Annotated in this window: 10 protein-coding genes; 1 reads left to right on the forward strand and 9 read right to left on the reverse strand. The window is 35.7% G+C overall.

The window, feature by feature from the left end:
- Position 1: 1 nt before the first annotated feature.
- From IEV84_RS13190 to IEV84_RS13220, 8 genes are all read right to left on the reverse strand, one after another.
- The gene (locus IEV84_RS13190; protein ID WP_188494740.1) at positions 2 to 2,221 is read right to left on the reverse strand and encodes an alpha-galactosidase; all 2,220 of its coding nucleotides are present in this window, start codon (positions 2,219 to 2,221) and stop codon (positions 2 to 4) included.
- A 112-nt stretch (positions 2,222 to 2,333) separates the two neighbouring features.
- Positions 2,334 to 4,079 carry a RagB/SusD family nutrient uptake outer membrane protein gene (locus IEV84_RS13195; RefSeq protein ID WP_188494741.1) on the reverse strand — a complete coding sequence of 582 codons (1,746 nt, stop codon included), beginning with the start codon at positions 4,077 to 4,079 and terminating at the stop codon, positions 2,334 to 2,336.
- Between the two features lie 9 nt (positions 4,080 to 4,088).
- On the reverse strand, positions 4,089 to 7,241 hold the full coding sequence (locus IEV84_RS13200) for a SusC/RagA family TonB-linked outer membrane protein (RefSeq protein WP_188494742.1): 3,153 nt from the start codon (positions 7,239 to 7,241) through the stop codon (positions 4,089 to 4,091).
- Positions 7,242 to 7,253: 12 nt separating this feature from the next.
- Entirely contained in the window at positions 7,254 to 8,855 is a 1,602-nt protein-coding gene (locus IEV84_RS13205) for a glycoside hydrolase family 32 protein (RefSeq protein WP_188494743.1), read from the reverse strand.
- Between the two features lie 3 nt (positions 8,856 to 8,858).
- Complete coding sequence (locus tag IEV84_RS13210; RefSeq protein ID WP_188494744.1) at positions 8,859 to 10,178, reverse strand: sugar porter family MFS transporter; 1,320 nt, start codon at positions 10,176 to 10,178, stop codon at positions 8,859 to 8,861.
- A 116-nt stretch (positions 10,179 to 10,294) separates the two neighbouring features.
- The gene (locus IEV84_RS13215; RefSeq protein WP_229732689.1) at positions 10,295 to 11,545 is read right to left on the reverse strand and encodes a glycoside hydrolase family 27 protein; all 1,251 of its coding nucleotides are present in this window, start codon (positions 11,543 to 11,545) and stop codon (positions 10,295 to 10,297) included.
- 88 nt (positions 11,546 to 11,633) lie between these two features.
- The gene (locus IEV84_RS16570) at positions 11,634 to 11,762 is read right to left on the reverse strand and encodes a hypothetical protein (protein ID WP_262891686.1); all 129 of its coding nucleotides are present in this window, start codon (positions 11,760 to 11,762) and stop codon (positions 11,634 to 11,636) included.
- Between the two features lie 599 nt (positions 11,763 to 12,361).
- The gene (locus tag IEV84_RS13220) at positions 12,362 to 13,333 is read right to left on the reverse strand and encodes a pectinesterase family protein (RefSeq protein ID WP_188494746.1); all 972 of its coding nucleotides are present in this window, start codon (positions 13,331 to 13,333) and stop codon (positions 12,362 to 12,364) included.
- A 179-nt stretch (positions 13,334 to 13,512) separates the two neighbouring features.
- Between IEV84_RS13220 and IEV84_RS13225 the strand changes: the two genes are divergently transcribed.
- Positions 13,513 to 15,969, forward strand: a complete 2,457-nt coding sequence (locus IEV84_RS13225) for a glycosyl hydrolase 115 family protein (RefSeq protein ID WP_188494747.1) — start codon at positions 13,513 to 13,515, stop codon at positions 15,967 to 15,969.
- 41 nt (positions 15,970 to 16,010) lie between these two features.
- On the opposite strand, the gene IEV84_RS13230 is transcribed toward IEV84_RS13225, so the two are convergent.
- Positions 16,011 to 17,549, reverse strand: coding sequence for a rhamnogalacturonan acetylesterase (locus IEV84_RS13230; RefSeq protein WP_188494748.1), 1,539 nt, complete (start codon positions 17,547 to 17,549; stop codon positions 16,011 to 16,013).
- Positions 17,550 to 17,716: the final 167 nt, after the last annotated feature.

The raw sequence follows: 17,716 nt of genomic DNA on the forward strand, positions 1-17,716 counted from the left end.
ATTATTTTGCCTCCTCGATTTCTAACACCACACTTGTTCTTTTTAAAGTAACGTTTGGGTTAAAGCCTACTTTCATCAGATAATCTCCGGTAAAGTATTCCTCCCCTTTGATTGTTGAACTCGTTTCAGGATATAAATTAATCTCTTTGATTTTATATTTTTTCAAAGGATCTAAACCTTTCATAATTACAGGTCGTTTAGTGGCAGTTATTGCATATCTGTTATTGATCAGGTAATTAAACATAATTGCCTTGCTTTTATTTTTATTTACATAGATCAATGCTGCTATATCATTTTCATGTGGATTAACCAATCGAAACATATCACCATGCCATACAATATCTTTGAATGAATTATAATTCTCTACGGCTTGTTTACAAAATACTTTATCATTAGCTTCTAATTCGCCGGCTACAATATCAAAACCTAACTTGCCCATACTGGCCACATCTACTCTGAATTTCAGAGGTTGTTTTCCCCAATCGGTAACGTGATTGCATGTTGCAATAGCAGGAAAAAAATAGGAGTAATCCCATTGTAGAAAAATGCGTTCTATAGGATCGGTATCATCACTTGGCCAGAATTCCGTAAAATATTTCAAAAACTCATAATCACCACGACCACCACCACCGGAACAAAGCATTATAGGAACTTTTGGATATTTAGCACGAATGCGTTGCAGCACTTTATACAATCCTTTTACATAATCAACATACAGATTGGATTGTGGAATTCCCTTTTTATGAAGATAAGCCGAATACGCATTATAAATAACGGCATTACAATCCCATTTAATAAAAGCCAATTCCGGATTTTTCACGAATAAATCATCTACAATTCCATAAACAAAATCCTGAACTTGCGGATTTGACAAATCCAATACGAGTTGGTTTCTATAATAAATCTCAGGTCTTTCAGGTTGTCGTATTACCCAATCCTGATGTTTTTCGTATAACTCACTTCTGGGATTTACCATTTCAGGTTCAATCCAGATACCAAATTTCACTCCTTCTTTTTTAGCTTCTTTAACCAAATAACCCAATCCACTTGGCAGTTTCTTTTTATTTTCCTGCCAGTCTCCTAATCCTGCATCGTCGTTATTTCGTGGGTATTTATTTCCAAACCAGCCATCGTCTAATAAAAACATATCAACCCCCAAATCTTTGGCGTCTTTAAACAAGGCTTTTATTTTATTTTCATCAAAATCAAAATAAGTGGCCTCCCAATTATTCAACAAAGTCAGACGCTCTCCTTCACCATCTAATATTCGGTATTTTCTTGCCCAATCGTGTAAATTTCTACTTGCCTCTCCGGTACCGTTATTCGATAAAGCATAAATTAAGGAAGGTGTTTTAAAGGTTTCATTTGGAACCAATGAATATTCGGAAGCAAACGGGTTGATTCCTGCAATAAAACGAAGGTTTTTATGCGAATCAATCTCAAAATCCAATTTAAAATTACTGCTCCATGCTAATTGACCCAACATAACTGTCCCTTCATTTTCGGAAGCCGGTTTCCCAAATGACACTATAAAATTAGGTGTTTGCAACAGCATTGCTCTGGTTCCCAGTTTAGAATCTATTGTTTTAATCCCTTGGGTCAACTTTGTTTCCTGAGGCTGCATTTCTTTTAGATATTCTCCCTGAAAACTCGTGAGATAGAAATCTTTATGGGCAAAATATAAATTAGCCGAAGCGTATTTTTGTAATACAACCGGCTTTTTCTCCTTGTGTTTGATTTCTGTCCATTGTTCGATTACATTCTCTTTTTCCCAAACCTTATAAAACAAAGTCACTTCAAAAGCATAAACAGGATCTTTAAGAAGAATACTGGTAACTGAAATATTGGCATCTAATTTTTCTTTTTTATGACTCACATATTTGAGTTCTAAAGAAGGATTTCCATCGGCATGTTTTACCTGAATGGCTGGTTCAGACAAATTCCAGGTTCCCGCAGGAGTATAAGCCGAATTATAAATTCCGGCATTGGATTCATCATAATTATAGCTTGCAGCAACATTCCTGTACTCCACTTCATTTTGTAATGGCTTGCCAAAATAAACCATTCGCAATCTGTTATTGCTATCTGTTTGCATTAATAACACATTGTTTTCGGTAGCAATAGGAATGATTGTTTGTGCTGTTAAATTGCAGACACAAATAACCAAACTAAAAAGCAATCCTATTTGATTCCTTTTATATGTTTGTCGTTTCTCTCTCATAATTCCGGTTTAAAATATTTTAAGACAATGTGAAAAAAGCTAAAGGCAAATAAACACCTGCCTTTAGCTAAATAAAAAAACACTAATTTAACAACAATTATTAACCTTATTTTTAATACCCGGGATTTTGCGTGTATAATCCTCCTGTAAAATCAATTTCTCTTTGAGGTATTGGATAATATTCATCTCTACCTGCTGTAAAATGAGCACTTGACAAGAAACCTTTTCTGTCCTCTTCAACATCAAGATAAGCATTTAACACCGGTTCTGCAATTCCCCATCGTACCAAATCAAAGAATCTTGGACCCTCCATACCAAATTCCAATCTTCTTTCAAACATCAATGCTTTCATAGCATATTCTTTTGAAGGGAAAGAAAGATAAGGTTCAACTTTATAAACATTTGAAGCTCCTGCGGCTAAAGTCATTGCTGTACTTGCAGCGGCTCTGGCTCTAATTTGATTAATAATTGGTAAAGCTTCTGCATATCTGTTTAACTGTATTAAAGCTTCTGCTTTAAATAATAACACATCGGCATATCTAATAAAATCTACGTTTTTAGATGTTCCTACAAATGGTCCGTTTTTAACATAACAAGAACAATCTGGAGATTGTTGCTCTTTCATATTTCCAAAGTAGCCATAAACACCCGGATCACGAGCCCAACTAGATTTGTAAACCATATCCCCTGCCGTTTTCAAGGTATTTTTGTATTTGAATGGTCTGCCTGGAATCCCTACTGTATGGTCAATTCTTGGATCCAGTGTTTTGCCGGCAGCAATTGGCGCACTTCCATCCACAACATTTACCGTGATAACATTAGAATCATTAAATGTATCCAACAATGGTAAACCGGTAACGGCATCTGTTTGAAACGCATTTACCATGTTCTGACTTGCCATGTGGAAACCACAACATCCGTAAAGCGGGTTACCATGAGGCGAATTCAATCCGGTTACAAAACTTACTCTTCCAGTATTAGTCCCGTCATTAATAGAAAACTGAACTGCCCAGATAGATTCCGGACCATTATCACGACCGTCTAAGAAGTTATATCCAAAATCTGATTCTAAAGCACCTGTTACCTGATCAGCATAATCAATCACTTCCTGTAATCTGGCTGCATTGATGTTTATTACCTGATGCTCATCATTCTGTTCATAAGCCTGATACAATCTTAATTTTGCCAAATAAGCCGATGCTGCATTTTTATCCGCTCTCCCCACCTGATCCTGTGAAGGAGGTAAATTTTCATGAGCAAAAATAAAATCATCAGCAATTTTATTCCACAAAGCATCCGAAGTTAAATCATTTGAAGTTTGTAAAATTTGCTCTTTAGTAAGTTCTTCTGTAATGAAGGGCACTTTATTAAACAACAACTTCAACATAAAGTAAGAATGCGCTCTTAAAAAACGTAATTCTGCCTGTCTGGTTTTCTTTAACGGATAATCTGTTTCTGAGAACGCATTAATTACAGACAAAGCAAAGTTAGCTCTGGAAATTGCCTTATAGTGATTCGTCCAGGTTCTAGGCAACATCCAATCTCCATAATCCGGAATGGTTAAATTATATTGCTCGTATCTGTCCACAACATCTACGTCGCCACGACCACCCCCGCCTTTATAAGCATCATCAGATCGCACACTACCGTAAACCCACTGACTGGTAATTGGCCCAATCATTTCGTCATTTCCAATTGCAGCATAAGCAGCATTAACAAGAGCATCAGCATTGGCTATAGTAGCAACCTGATCTGGCTTTAATGCTCCTTTAGGTTCATAATCTAAAAAATCTGAGCTACATGAAGCCAGCAATAAAGCTGACATGAAGCTAACAACTATTTTATTATATTTTTTCATGAGAATTAATTAAAAGTTTAAGTTAACACCTAATGAGAATGTTGTAGGTACTGGTATTGAGTTGATATTAGTACGTTCCGGATCAGAACCGATATATCCTTTTGGAGTAAACCAAAATAAGTTCTCTCCCTGAGCATATATTCTACAACGAGTAATAAAACCGGTTTTTTCAGTTATACTCTCCGGCAATGAATATCCAATTTGGATGTTTCTAACTTTAAAATAAGAATTGTTTCTTAATAAATAATCGGACATATTAGCGTAATCCGTATTATTTGTTGTCAGCGAAGGTATGTTACTACTTGTATTTGTTGGAGACCAGGCATTCAATGTTCCAGGCCCAGCATTTTCTCTTCCCTGAACAAAATTGTTCCAATAGATATAAGGATCAACTCCTTTTCTTCCTGTTACTCCTGAACCAAAGATGGACATATCAATATTTTTATAAGCCAAACTAATATTGATACCATATTCCAATTTAGGTTGTGTAGAACCAATAAACGTTCTGTCATCAGAATTGATTACCCCGTCATTATTAATATCAACAAATTTAATACCTCCTAATCTGGAAGCCACCTGGGTTGCATGTGAGTCAATATCCTCCTGTGACTGAAACAATCCGTCTGTCTTGAAACCAAAAATTTCAAACTGTGAATGACCAACAATTGAATTTGCTGCTGTACCCGGATATGCCGATCTTACTTCTTCAGGTAATTGAGTAATTTTATTTTTTGTCGCACCAAAATTGGTCGTCACATTAAAATTCAATCCGTTTTCTAAAGTATCTGAATATCCTAAAACCAATTCCCAACCTTTGTTAGAAGTAGAGGCTCCATTCACAAAACGCTGTTGTCCTTCTCCTAAAACCGAAGCAACTGGTGGTTTAATTAAAATTCCTTCTGTTTTTCTGGTAAAATAATCGAAGGAACCTGATAATTTGTTATCTAAAAAAGCAAAATCCAATCCCACGTTGACCTCTTTAGTAGATTCCCATTTCAACCCTGAATTGGCAGCCTGGATAGAAACAAAACCAGATGGTAAATTTCCTGTATTAACGCCACCCAAATCATAGGCAGTACCCACATTATAATAAATATTGAAAAAATCAGGTATAAAAACATTTTGGTTCACTCCGTATCTGGCTTCAAACAAACCTAAACTGGCAAAATCTCCAATAGATTGATTTCCTACCTCACCATAACCGGCACGAAGTTTTAATGACGAAAGCGCTTTAACATTTTTCATAAAATCTTCATTACTGATTTTCCAACCTACTGTAGCAGCCGGAAAAATACCGTATCTGTTGTCTTCTCCAAATCGGGAAGAACCATCACGTCTGATAGTAAAAGTTGCCAAATATTTATCCGAAAAGGCATAATTTACTTTTCCAAACTGAGAAAGCAATCGGCTTCCTGTTGTTAGTCCATTTGAGGTTCTGGATCCTGAAGCTGCCGATAATACAAAATAAGATTCTGATTCTACAGCAAAATTCTCTCCACGGGCCAGTAAACTATGAAAATCTGTTTTAACCGATTCCACACCCACCAGGACACCAATTTTATGATCGGAAAGCTTTACATTATAATTCAAAGTATTCGAAATGGTTAAACTTGAATATTTATTAGTATCATGAGTTAGGCTATTATTTGTTCTGTTAACAGATCCATTACTAACCATAGGTTCAATATCTTTTCTGCTGAAATCATTAAAATCCATACCAATACTATTTCTGTAAGTAAGATTTTTGATTAAATCAATTTCTGTAAAAACATTTCCATACAAGGAAATTCTTCTGGTATTATCCCATCTGTTTAAATACTGCATCAACAAAGGGTTATTTCTATCAGAATATCCGGAACCTAATGGTCCACCGTATCCTCCGGAATTAGTATAAACCGGAATGGTTGGTGCCAATGAAATAGCCAAAGCCGGAACCGGAGAATTACCAACATCGTTAGCGGCTAATCTTTCATTCGATTGTGTAAACTGTGAATTAATACCAAATCGCACCTTGTCGTTAAACAACTTGAAGTTAGCATTCAATCTTGCAGTGTATCTTTCAAAATTGGTATATTTCAGCATTCCTGTATTATCCAGATAACCTAAATTCAACATGGCATTGGATTTCTCTGTACCTCCTGAAACAGACAGGTCATTATTGATAACAAATCCTGTTTTATATACTGTTTCCTGCCAATCTGTATTTCCTGCCGGCATATTAGTATCTCCACCTACAAAAGGTTTAACTGACACACTATTTAATACCGGATTATTTAGGTCATTATTCCAGTCAAAATCATAGATTTCACCATATCCATCCTCAGGAAGTGCTCCATCATTAACTGATGCCTGCCACAAAACCTTCCCTCTATCCAATGAATTCAGCATTCTATACCTTTGTTTTTTCTCTGACATAGCAGAAATGCTGGTACTGTAAGACACATTCATTCTTTCCCCTTTGAAAGCATTTTTGGTTGTTACCACAATAACACCATTGGCCGCTCTGGAACCATAAATAGAAGAAGCAGAAGCATCCTTTAATACCTGAACCGATTCTATGGCACTAGGATTTAAACTGGCAAAAACTTCAGGTCTTACCGTAGGAACACCGTCAATTACATACAATGGATCAGTATTTCCCAGGGTGCTTACCCCTCTAATTAAAATCTTGCTGCTGGTACCACTTGGATCTCCCGATTTTTCGATAGACAAACCGGCAACCCTACCCTGTAGTGCCTGCATGGCATTCCCCGAACTCATACTTTGTCCCTCAATAGGTTTCATCTCAACAACAACTACAGCTCCAGTTACATCGACTTTTCGTTCCTTAGAATATCCAGTTACCACAACCTCGGTTAATTGCTGTGATTCGGATTTTAAAATAATATTAATCGTTTCCTGACCATTTACTTGTACAGTTTGATTTGTAAAACCCACATAACTAAAAGTTAAAGTTGCTTTTGGATCTACATTTCTAAGTTCGTATTTCCCGTCTATATCAGTTATAGTCCCTTTATTAGACCCTGATACTAATACAGATACTCCGGGAAGTGACATGCCGTCTTCAGAAGAAGTTACGACTCCTTTTACTCCAATATTTTGGGCCGAAAGTGAAAAAAAGGACCCCATTAGAATTAAGTAAAGAATGATTTTTCGTTTCATAATTTAGATAGTTTAGTTAAAATTTAATTGGTTAATTGTCAAGTTTTCGATGGTGAAATCGAAATTATCTTTAGTCACAGAAAATGTCTCCATAGGTTTTTCAGGAAAAAATATTTCTGTCATTACGGTTTTGCCATTATCATAAAACACTTCAATTGAAGTTTTATCTACTATTACTCTAACATCTATTTTATCAAAATCTTCAGAGAAAGGGGCTTTCGAAATTTGTTTTGCAAACGCATCCGAAAAAGACAAATCCCCTGATTTTTTTCTGTCGATAAAAAAGTATTTGTCTTTTTTATTGATACCAAAACTGATGCTGTTATCCGCACTGTTGCATAATGAAAAAGTATAGATGTCTTTTTTAAGATTTTTCAAAGTAAACTGCATATCCACCTTTGCTAAATCCATCGATGATTTATCAATTAAAACTGTTTTTTTATCCTTAATTTTAAGTGCTTCTTTCTTGATGGTCTTGGCTACATAATTTTGTAACTCTCTTACCGGAACAGAAGAAATACGGTAATGATTATCCTCTTTTGTGAGTTTTAATTCTCTTGCAATAGTCATACTGCTTCTCCATTTCTCAGTTGGAACTTTTTGAGCATAATTCCAATTAGACATCCAACCCATAAAGAGCTTTCTGCCATCGGTCTCTGAAATATTAGACCAGGTAACTCCGGCATAATTGTCTCTTCCGTAATCAATCCATAGCCCTTTTTGCCCATTTATATCCTTAGAAAAAGATTCATCCAGTTTAAATGTCTTACCATCAAAATCGCCTACAAAATATTGAGTAGCTGAACCGCCGTTAGGACCTCCCGGATTGATACTCAGCAAAAGCACCCATTTGTATTCATCAGAACCTTCTACAAATAGCGGGAAGAAGTCCGGGCATTCCCATACACCTCCGTGAGCTCCGATATTTTTTCCAAAATCAGAAAGTAATTCCCAATCTTTTAAGTTTTTAGAACTATAAAACATCGTTTTATCGCCAGCTGCTAAAACCATTAACCATTGCTTGTGAATATTATCCCAGGTCATCTTTGGATCTCTGAAATCTTTGATACTTGGAAATTCTATAACAGGGTTTTTTTCATATTTTTTCCAAGTCAATCCTTCATCAAGCGAATAAGCAATCCCTTGTGACTGAATACCCGGCTCCCCTGTTTTTTCTTTTTTGGGATCGTGATAAGTAAACATGGCTACGATAGGAGGATTTTTCAAACTTCCAAAACCGGAAGTATTTTGCAAATCAACCACGGCACTTCCTGAAAATATATATCCTTTCTCATCCGGGTAAATAGCGATTGGTTTTTCAGTCCAGGTAACCATATCGGTACTTATCGCATGTCCCCAGTGCATTGGTCCCCAAACATTTGAATCCGGATAATGTTGGAAAAATAAATGGTAGTATCCATTATAATAAAACATTCCGTTAGGATCATTCATCCATGCTTTTTTAGGCGTGAAATGAAAATTAGGTCGGTATAATTCTTCTTCCGTATATGTTTTTTTATCCGTCATGGAAGACTCTTTACAATTAAACAGAGTCAGCATTCCAATGGCACACAACAATAATTTGGAGTATTTTTTAATAGCAATTTTAGTCATGATTTATTCTTTTATTAATTTTTTACTTAACTCTTCTAAAGAAATCCCTTTGGTTTCCGGCATTAAGAAAGCCACAAACAAAAGTTGAAAAACCATCATTACGGCAAAAAATAAGAACACCACAGCGGCTCCAACAGAAGAAAACAAAAATGGAATTAGTGATGGAATTATTGCTGCCAAAACCCAATGTGTAGTACTCCCAAAAGCCTGTCCTGAAGCTCTGAGATGATTTGGAAAAATTTCTGAAATAAATACCCAGATTACAGCACCCTGACCAATAGCATGAGCTGCAATAAACAAGAAAAGGAAAATCGGAACAGCCATTCCCTCCCATTCTAAAAAGAAAGCAAGAGCAACAAGGCTAAGCGAAACAATATAGCCTACTGAGCCAATATACATCAGCACTTTTCTTCCCAGCTTATCAATTAATGAAACTCCTAATAAGGTGAATACTAAATTGACAATACCAATACCAATACTGCTAAGCAATGCCGTACTTTCTCCCAAACCGGCTTCCTGAAAAATTCGGGGAGAATAATATAAAAAAGCATTAATTCCGGATAACTGATTAAATAAGGCAATTAAAAAAGCTAAGATTAATGGAGTGCGGTATTTTTTTAAAAAAATAGTGTCGTTTGAAAGAGCGGCATTACTATTATCCAGCTCAATTTCTTTTTTCATTTGTTCGTAATCAACTTCCTGCCCCATTAAAGCCAATATCTTTTTAGCTTCTTCATTTCTGGATTTAGACAACAACCATCTTGGACTCTTAGGAATACTAAAAACAAAAAGAGTATAAATAAAAGAAGGAAAAGCTTGTACGCCCATCATCCATCGCCATGAATTTTCGCCTGTATTTCTGAGCAAATAGTTTGAAAGAAATGCCATCAAAATTCCCAAAACAATATTAAACTGATAAAAAGCAACTAATTTTCCTCTGTCTTTTGCCGGTGCTATCTCAGAAATATAAGCCGGAGCTGCAATTGTAGATGCTCCTACACCTAAACCTCCAATAAATCTGAAAGCTGCAAAAACATAAGGATCATTAGCCAAAGCAGACCCTATTGCTGAAAAGAAAAACAAAATTCCTATCCATAATAAGGTGTTCTTTCTTCCTATTCTATTAGTAGGTATCCCTCCAAAAATGGCTCCGAAAACAGTACCCCATAAAGCCATTCCCATAACTACAGTTCCATGAAAAGCATCAGACGAATTCCAAAGCTCTTGCAATTTTTTATCAGCTCCTGAAATGACCACTGTGTCAAAACCAAACAGAAATCCTGCTAGTGAAGCAATAACAGACCAAATGACTATTTTTTTCATTATCAAAAATTATTAAATTGAATTAAAAACTATACTATACTCTCTATAAGGTATTTTTTTACAAAAAAATCGAACGAAAAAGAGATAAACTGAGAGATTTCTCTTTTAGCACTTGATTATATTTTTTTCAATCGAAACAGCTTTGTTTCATGACGCTGTACCTTTCCATTCCATTTTTTACCTTTAGTAATTACTTTGTGTTCCCATAAATCTTTGATTTCGTAAGTTTCACTCAATCCTAATTCAGCAAAATTTATTTTTGCATTCTGGATAGATTCAGAACGATTTACAATTGCGATTGCAGCATCGCCATTTGCCAATGGTTTTACATATACATTCCAGGTATCATTCTTGATTTTACAAACTGCCTGTTTCCCTAAAACGTCCTGATTAATAGCAATTACCTCTTCATTTAATAAAATACGTTTGGTTTCTGCATCCATATTCCGAACATCATTAGATGCAGCCAATGGAGAATTCATAATACACCAAAGACTCATCTGGCTTTGGTATTCGGCAATGGTACAACCAACCCCACCAAAATCACCTGAAGGTCCTTTTTTACCATAAAGTCCAACCACAAGCATATCCATATCATTCCAACGTCCTGGACCTGCATAAGAAGCGTGATCCTGCGAAAAATCTACAATATCTAATATCCCTGCTCCTTCAGTATCTAAATCTTTAAGTGTTTTTACTGGTTTAAGACTTCTCCATTTATCTCTAACATCTCCAGTGGTACGCCATAACTGACCACCAACTTGTCCTGCCCAGAGCCAAGGTTTACGACCACCCCATTCGCAAACACCCAACACAATATCACGTCCGCTATTACGCAAAGCATCCGCCATTTTTTTGTAACGTGTTTTCGCAATTTCCACATCATCGGGAGCACCACAATAATCGTATTTCAAATAATCAATCCCCCAAGACGCAAAAGTTTTAGCATCCTGTTCTTCAAAATTTAAACTGGCAGTATAGCCCCCACAGGTTAATGGTGCCGCGTCCGAATAGATTCCTAATTTTAATCCTTTGCTATGTACATAATCCGCAAGTGCTTTTATACCTGATGGAAATTTTTTAGAATCAGGAATAATGTTGTTTCTGTTATCTCTTCCGCCCTGCCATCCATCATCAATAAACAGATAATTATAACCCGCTTTCACCATACCACTACTTACCATGGCATCTGCCATTTCACGTATATCAGTTTCATTAAAATTATCAGCAAAGTAATTCCAAGTCATCCATCCCATGGGCGGAGTTGGTGCTAATAAAGAACCATCGGACGATTTAGTTTGTGCTTCTACAATTCCATAACTCAAGCAGAATACAAATAGAATAAGACTGAATATTTGTTTTTTCATTTTATATAAATTTGTCATGTTAATTTTTTATTGATATAAGTGACTCAGAGAACAGCATTTATAAAACCATCTTTATTAATGCACTTCCTTAGAAAACATAGGAGAAACTCCAAAGCTCTTGCAATTTTTTATCAGCTCCTGAAATGACCACTGTGTCAAAACCAAACAGAAATCCTGCTAGTGAAGCAATAACAGACCAAATGACTATTTTTTTCATTATCAAAAATTATTAAATTGAATTGCTAAGATATATGCAAAAAAAAGCTTGATATTTTAAACATGTAACAATTACATACAATCCCATTCAAGAGTCACGACTAGCCCCTCAAAACACTTGATTTCAGTAGCTTAAAACAAAAAACAAACAGAAAACTATTTCGTTATAGCTACAATTATGTTACATCAATTACAATTATGTTACTCTTGATTTTATAAAAATGAGAGCCCTCTTTGGCATTCCTCTACTTTATTAACAGCTTTTTATACTTTTTTAAAAGAATGACAGATTTATTTATGAAATTTTTAAGTGATTTTGATTCCCGAAATAGTTATCAAATGAATTGATTTAAAATCGAAAGAAAATTTTACATTCGTTTTTATAGCCAAATCAAGTTAGTAAGACCTTGTGACAATGAATCAATTTGCAATCTTAGTAGTTGCCTTTTTCAGAACGAAACAAAAAAAGCCCATCAAAATAGTTTTGACAGGCTTGATTATAATACAAAAAATAAGCACGTCTTTCTAAAACGTGATTGTAATCCCAACTCCAGCAAGGTCTCCGACTCTACGAAGTCAATATATAGCTTTTAATTCTATCTATTTCCCACTAAGCGTTTTCCAAAAATCATCCTTAGGAAAAATATTTTTCAGGGTGTATTTAGCTGCTTCTTCTTTAGTTAATTGATGCGACCAAGCCACTCTTTTATTAGTTTTAGCTCCTTTTCCCTTATTGTTGTATTCGGCATAAAAAGCGGTTTTAGTTTTATCACCAAAACGTTCGTCCGGCCATGGATTCCAGCCTTCCGGCAAAATATGGCTTCCTAAATTACAGCCTATAAAAACCGTTTGGGCATAAGGTCGCCAAGGTCTACCGAGGAAAACCTTTGTTGCATTCGCATCGGCAATTAATTTACAATTCATAAAAACATATCCAAATTCCTGATTTTCGGGTGTTGAAGCCGCCGTTATATAAGAATCTTTTTTACTGTTAATAATGCAGTTTTGAAAAACAGCAACAGCGGGTCCAAAAATAAAATCCGTCGTTCCATCAATGTAGCAATTTTCATAGTATTGATAAGTTCCGTCTCCATCCGTCAATAAAGTATCCTGACAGCCTAAAATTTTAGAATTTTTCATCATAAAACGATTTCCTTTGACACGCAAAGCTACAGCTTGTCCTTTGTCGCACCATGAATTTTGAATTGTAATATTTTCGATTCTGACATCATCTGCATCAACCAAAAGCGTATAAGAATCGGAAGTTCCAAAATTTCGATTTGACTTAGGATTAGGCTTACCCGAATAATCATCATTGATTATAATAGTATTTTCTTTGTCCTCCCCTATTAATATCATGTGCGGACTATAAATTTCTATTTTCTCTCTATAAATTCCTTTTTTAATATAAATCAAATTCCAATCGTGATCAACACAGGCGGTAGTAATAGCATCACTAATTGATGTTTCATCACCACTCCCATCTTGTGCAACAGTAATTTTACAATATGTTTGCGCATTACTATTATTATTCAAAAGAATAAAAAACAAAAACAATAGAACTTTCTTCATTATGCTAATTTATTTGTTTTATAAAATTATATCGGACTTCAAAAATAAGAAAAAAAGCCAGCTTTCAGTAATCGATTACATTTTGCAAAAAACACGAAATTACTTCTTATTTTGAGCTTATTATCTTATTTTAGACGGCTATTAAAAAACCATCAAAACCTCTTCAAAATAATCATTTAATGAAAAGTAAAATTCAAAATTCATTCTTATTAGTATTCGTATTTACAAGCCAACTTTTTTGGAGTCAAAACAACAAAAGCAATTTTCTTATTGCCGACAAAAAGGAAGTGGCAACTATTTATATTGATCCAAAATCGGATCAACTGGTGATTTGGGCTGTAAATGAACTGGCAAACGACATTCAGGAAATTACAGGACAAAAACCTCAAATTATTTCAACGAATACAACTCAAAATACCAAAGGAATTTACATTGGTCAAATCAATGAAAGTCTTTTTAAAGACTATAAAAAATCGAACTTAAAAGGCGGATGGGAAAAATTTAGTATCAGCAATGATAAAAACAATTTATACATAGTAGGGAGCGATGTCCGTGGAACTGTTTTCGGCATCTTTGAAACCGCCGAAAGACTGGGCGTTTCCCCTTGGAAATGGTGGGCCGATGTCAATACTATTAAAAAAGAAAAACTGGTTTTGAACCTTCCTGTTAACGGAATTACCGAAAATCCTTCGGTGCAATTTCGTGGCATTTTCCTGAACGACGAAGACTGGGGTTTACAGCCCTGGGCAGCCAAAACATTCGAAAAAGAAACAGCCGACATTGGTCCTAAAACCTACGAAAAAATATTCCAATTGCTTTTACGTTTGAAAGCCAACACCATCTGGCCGGCAATGCACGATTCTACAAAAGCTTTTTTCGGTATTAAAGGCAATAAAGAAATGGCGCAAAAATACCATATTCTGCTGGGAACTTCACATGCTGAACCGATGATGCGGAACAATGTGGATGAATGGAAAAAAGAGACCATGGGTGCTTTTAATTATTTTACGAATAGTGAAAAAATTAACAACTATTGGCAGGAACGTTTGAATGAAATTCGCGACAGCAAAGCCGAAGCTGTTTTTACCCTTGGAATGCGTGGCGCTCATGACAGCCAGATGGAAGGTGCAAAAAGTACTGAAGAAGCTAAGAATATGGTTGAAAAAATCATTGTAACGCAACGTGAAATGCTTTCTTCTACATTTAAAAAACCAATTACTTCTATTCCACAAGTAATGATTCCGTATAAAGAAGTATTAGAACAATACAACAAAGGGATGAAAATCCCTGAAGATGTGATGTTAATGTGGACAGACGACAACTACGGTTATATCAGACACATCAGCAATGAAACAGAGCAAAAAAGAGTTGGTGGCGGCGGTATTTACTATCATTTAAGTTATTGGGGACGTCCGCATGATTATTTATGGTTATCCAGCATGCAACCGGGATTAATTTGGGAAGAAATGTCTAAGGCTTACGCCAATGGAGACCAAAAAATGTGGATTGTAAATGTGGGCGATATCAAACCTGCCGAATACGATTTGGAATTTTTCATGGATTTGGCCTGGAATATCAATTCGATAAAACCCGATGGAATTCACCAACATCTGAAAGACTGGGCAGCCAGAGAATTTAACAAAACCATTTCCAATGACATAAGTAACGTAATGAGCGAATATTACCGATTAGCTTCGTTGAGAAAACCGGAATTTATGGGCTGGAGCCAAACCGAGCCAACTACCCAAATAAAACCTTCTGATTTTACCGCAACCGAAGCCAAACGCAGAATCCAGCTTTATGAGGAATTGGCAGCGAAAATAAATAATCTATCTGCTTCTATTCCTCAGGAACGAAAAAATGCCTGGTTTCAATTGGTTGTTTATCCGGTAAAAAGTGCCGCTGCTATGAATCGTAAATTCTTGTACTGGCAACTGGCTTTAGAATCTAATGACTTATCAGAAAAAGAAAAATACCAAAACTTATCCAAAGAGGCCTACCAGCAAATTGAAGAGCTGACTAAATATTACAACACCGAAATGAGTATCGGAAAATGGAATAATATGATGAGTATGGCTCCAAGAAAATTACCGGTTTTTAGCCCAATTGACTATACTAATTTGCCTAAAACTGAAATAAAACCAGAAAGTCCGGAAGGAGAAGCAATTGCTATTCAGGCAAAAGATTTCGTTTCAAGTCAGGGTCCAAAAAACTACAACTGGAAAAGCATTGAAGGATTAGGATACAGCAATGCTGCAATTACTTTATTTCCTTTAAAAACGAGTTATTTTACAACTGAAAAACCATCAGTAAGCTATACTTTTGAAAGTTCAAAAACCGGAGAATACGAAATCGAAGTGCGTTTTATGCCTACCCATTCCAACAATTCGGATCATCAGGCGACCATTACATTCGATTCAAATACCAGCAAAACCTTCAAGTTGAATTCTTATGACAGGGATGCCAACTGGAAAGCCAATGTATTACGAAATGCAGCTATTTTCACATTGCCGGTAAACATCGAAAAGGCAGGAAAACACACTATTAAACTGGAAGTAAATCAAACCGGAATTGTAATTGACCAACTTGCAGTTTATCCAAAAGGGCAAAAAAAATACGAGATACCATTTGAATAAGTATCTCATATTTCTAATTAAATTAATTCCTAAAATATATCTTATTTTACTGAAACAGGAGGTAGATCATCTACCTCTTTTTTGGTTAAAACCAAATCTCTAATTTTACTACCTTTTAGATTTCTTAGTTCTTCAGCAGCGGTTTCGGCAACAATATTTGCTCCTGCTCTCCCCGTATGTGTGTGATCTTTTGGATAAAATTCTTTTACTTTTTCCTGACCTATAGCTTCAAATTTTTCAGCGACTTTTTTGCTCAAATTAATGTAATCTACTTTTTCAACCTCAGCAACCTGTTGAGACCATTTAATGTAAGTTTCATCTCTTTGTTCTACTTTTCCATTTGGCCATTCGTTTCTTGGCGTTAAACTCATCACAATTGGAGTCGCCCCTTTTTCTCTGGTTTCACGAATGAATTTCTTCAAATACCAGCCATAAGTATGAACGGTTTCCGTCAAACTATCGGCACGATTTACTTGTTGCGTTTCGTCGCCAATTCCATTGATAGAACCTCTGAATTTTTCACTATCAATTTTACCGGCATCATTATGTCCGAATTGAAGAATAACGAAATCGTCCGGCTGAATTTCTTTTTTCACCTTATCCCAAAGTCCTTCAAAATCAAAAGTACGTGAACTTCTTCCTCCTCTGGCTTTGTTCACGATATTGACTCTGGTAGTATCAAAATAACGAGGAACCATCACTCCCCAACCAACCGCATTTTCATTTTTGTTATCAGCCATAGTTGAATCACCAACTAAGAAAACATTGATTTTTCGAGGCAATTTAATTACCGGATTTTCCAAAATATAATTTTTCAAAGGGCTTTTAGATGCTTTTAAACCTTCGATTATTGAAGTCGCAGCCATCACCGCTCCCTTAGCCGAAGGATGTGTATGATCTTTTTTATAGAAATAGGTTCCTGTAACTTTTGCTTCGCCAAAAGCTTCCAGTTTTTTCGCCATTCGGTCATTCAAATCAATGAAAGTAACCTGCTCCTGATCGGCAATTTGTTTTGCCCATAACCCGTAAGAAGTATTGTTTCTTGGCAGTTTCCCGTCTTTCCAGGTATTTCTTGGAATTGGCGACATCACAATAGGAATCGCTCCTTTTTCCTTAGCCTCTTTAACTACTTTTCGAATGTACCAACCGTAGCTATGCACGATTTCATGCTTTTTAGTAATCAAATTATCGATTTCTTCTGTCTTGTCAGAAATCCCTTTTATCGTCCCTCTGGCTCTGATAGTATCGTTCAATGGTCCATCATCATTATGTCCCCACTGAATTAGCACATAATCTCCTTTTTTCAGTTTTTTATAAACGGCATCCCATAATCCTAAATTTTGATAGGATCTGGAACTTGTTCCTCCCAAAGCATGGTTTTCAACCGTTATTTTGCTGTCATCCAAAAACTGCCCAATGTAATCGCCCCAGCCCCAAAGTCCGCCGGTTCCATCACCACGACCGTTTTTAACTGTAGAATCACCTACGGTATAAACTGTTATTTTTTCCTGTGCCTCTACACTAAATTGCACTAAAAAAAGAGCTGAAAAGGCAAAAAGCATTAATTTACTAATTCTCATTTTTCATTATTTGTTGTTATACTTCTTCTCTATTATTTTAGCCACGAATTACTTCGTCTATTCGCTATCGCTCGGGTCACTAATTTTTATTAATTAATTTTCTTCTCATATAATTATCACAAATACCATTCGACTTTGTCGAAATTGATCAGTGTTATCTGTCGATG

The organism is Flavobacterium palustre (genome assembly GCF_014639535.1).
Lineage (GTDB): Bacteria > Bacteroidota > Bacteroidia > Flavobacteriales > Flavobacteriaceae > Flavobacterium > Flavobacterium palustre.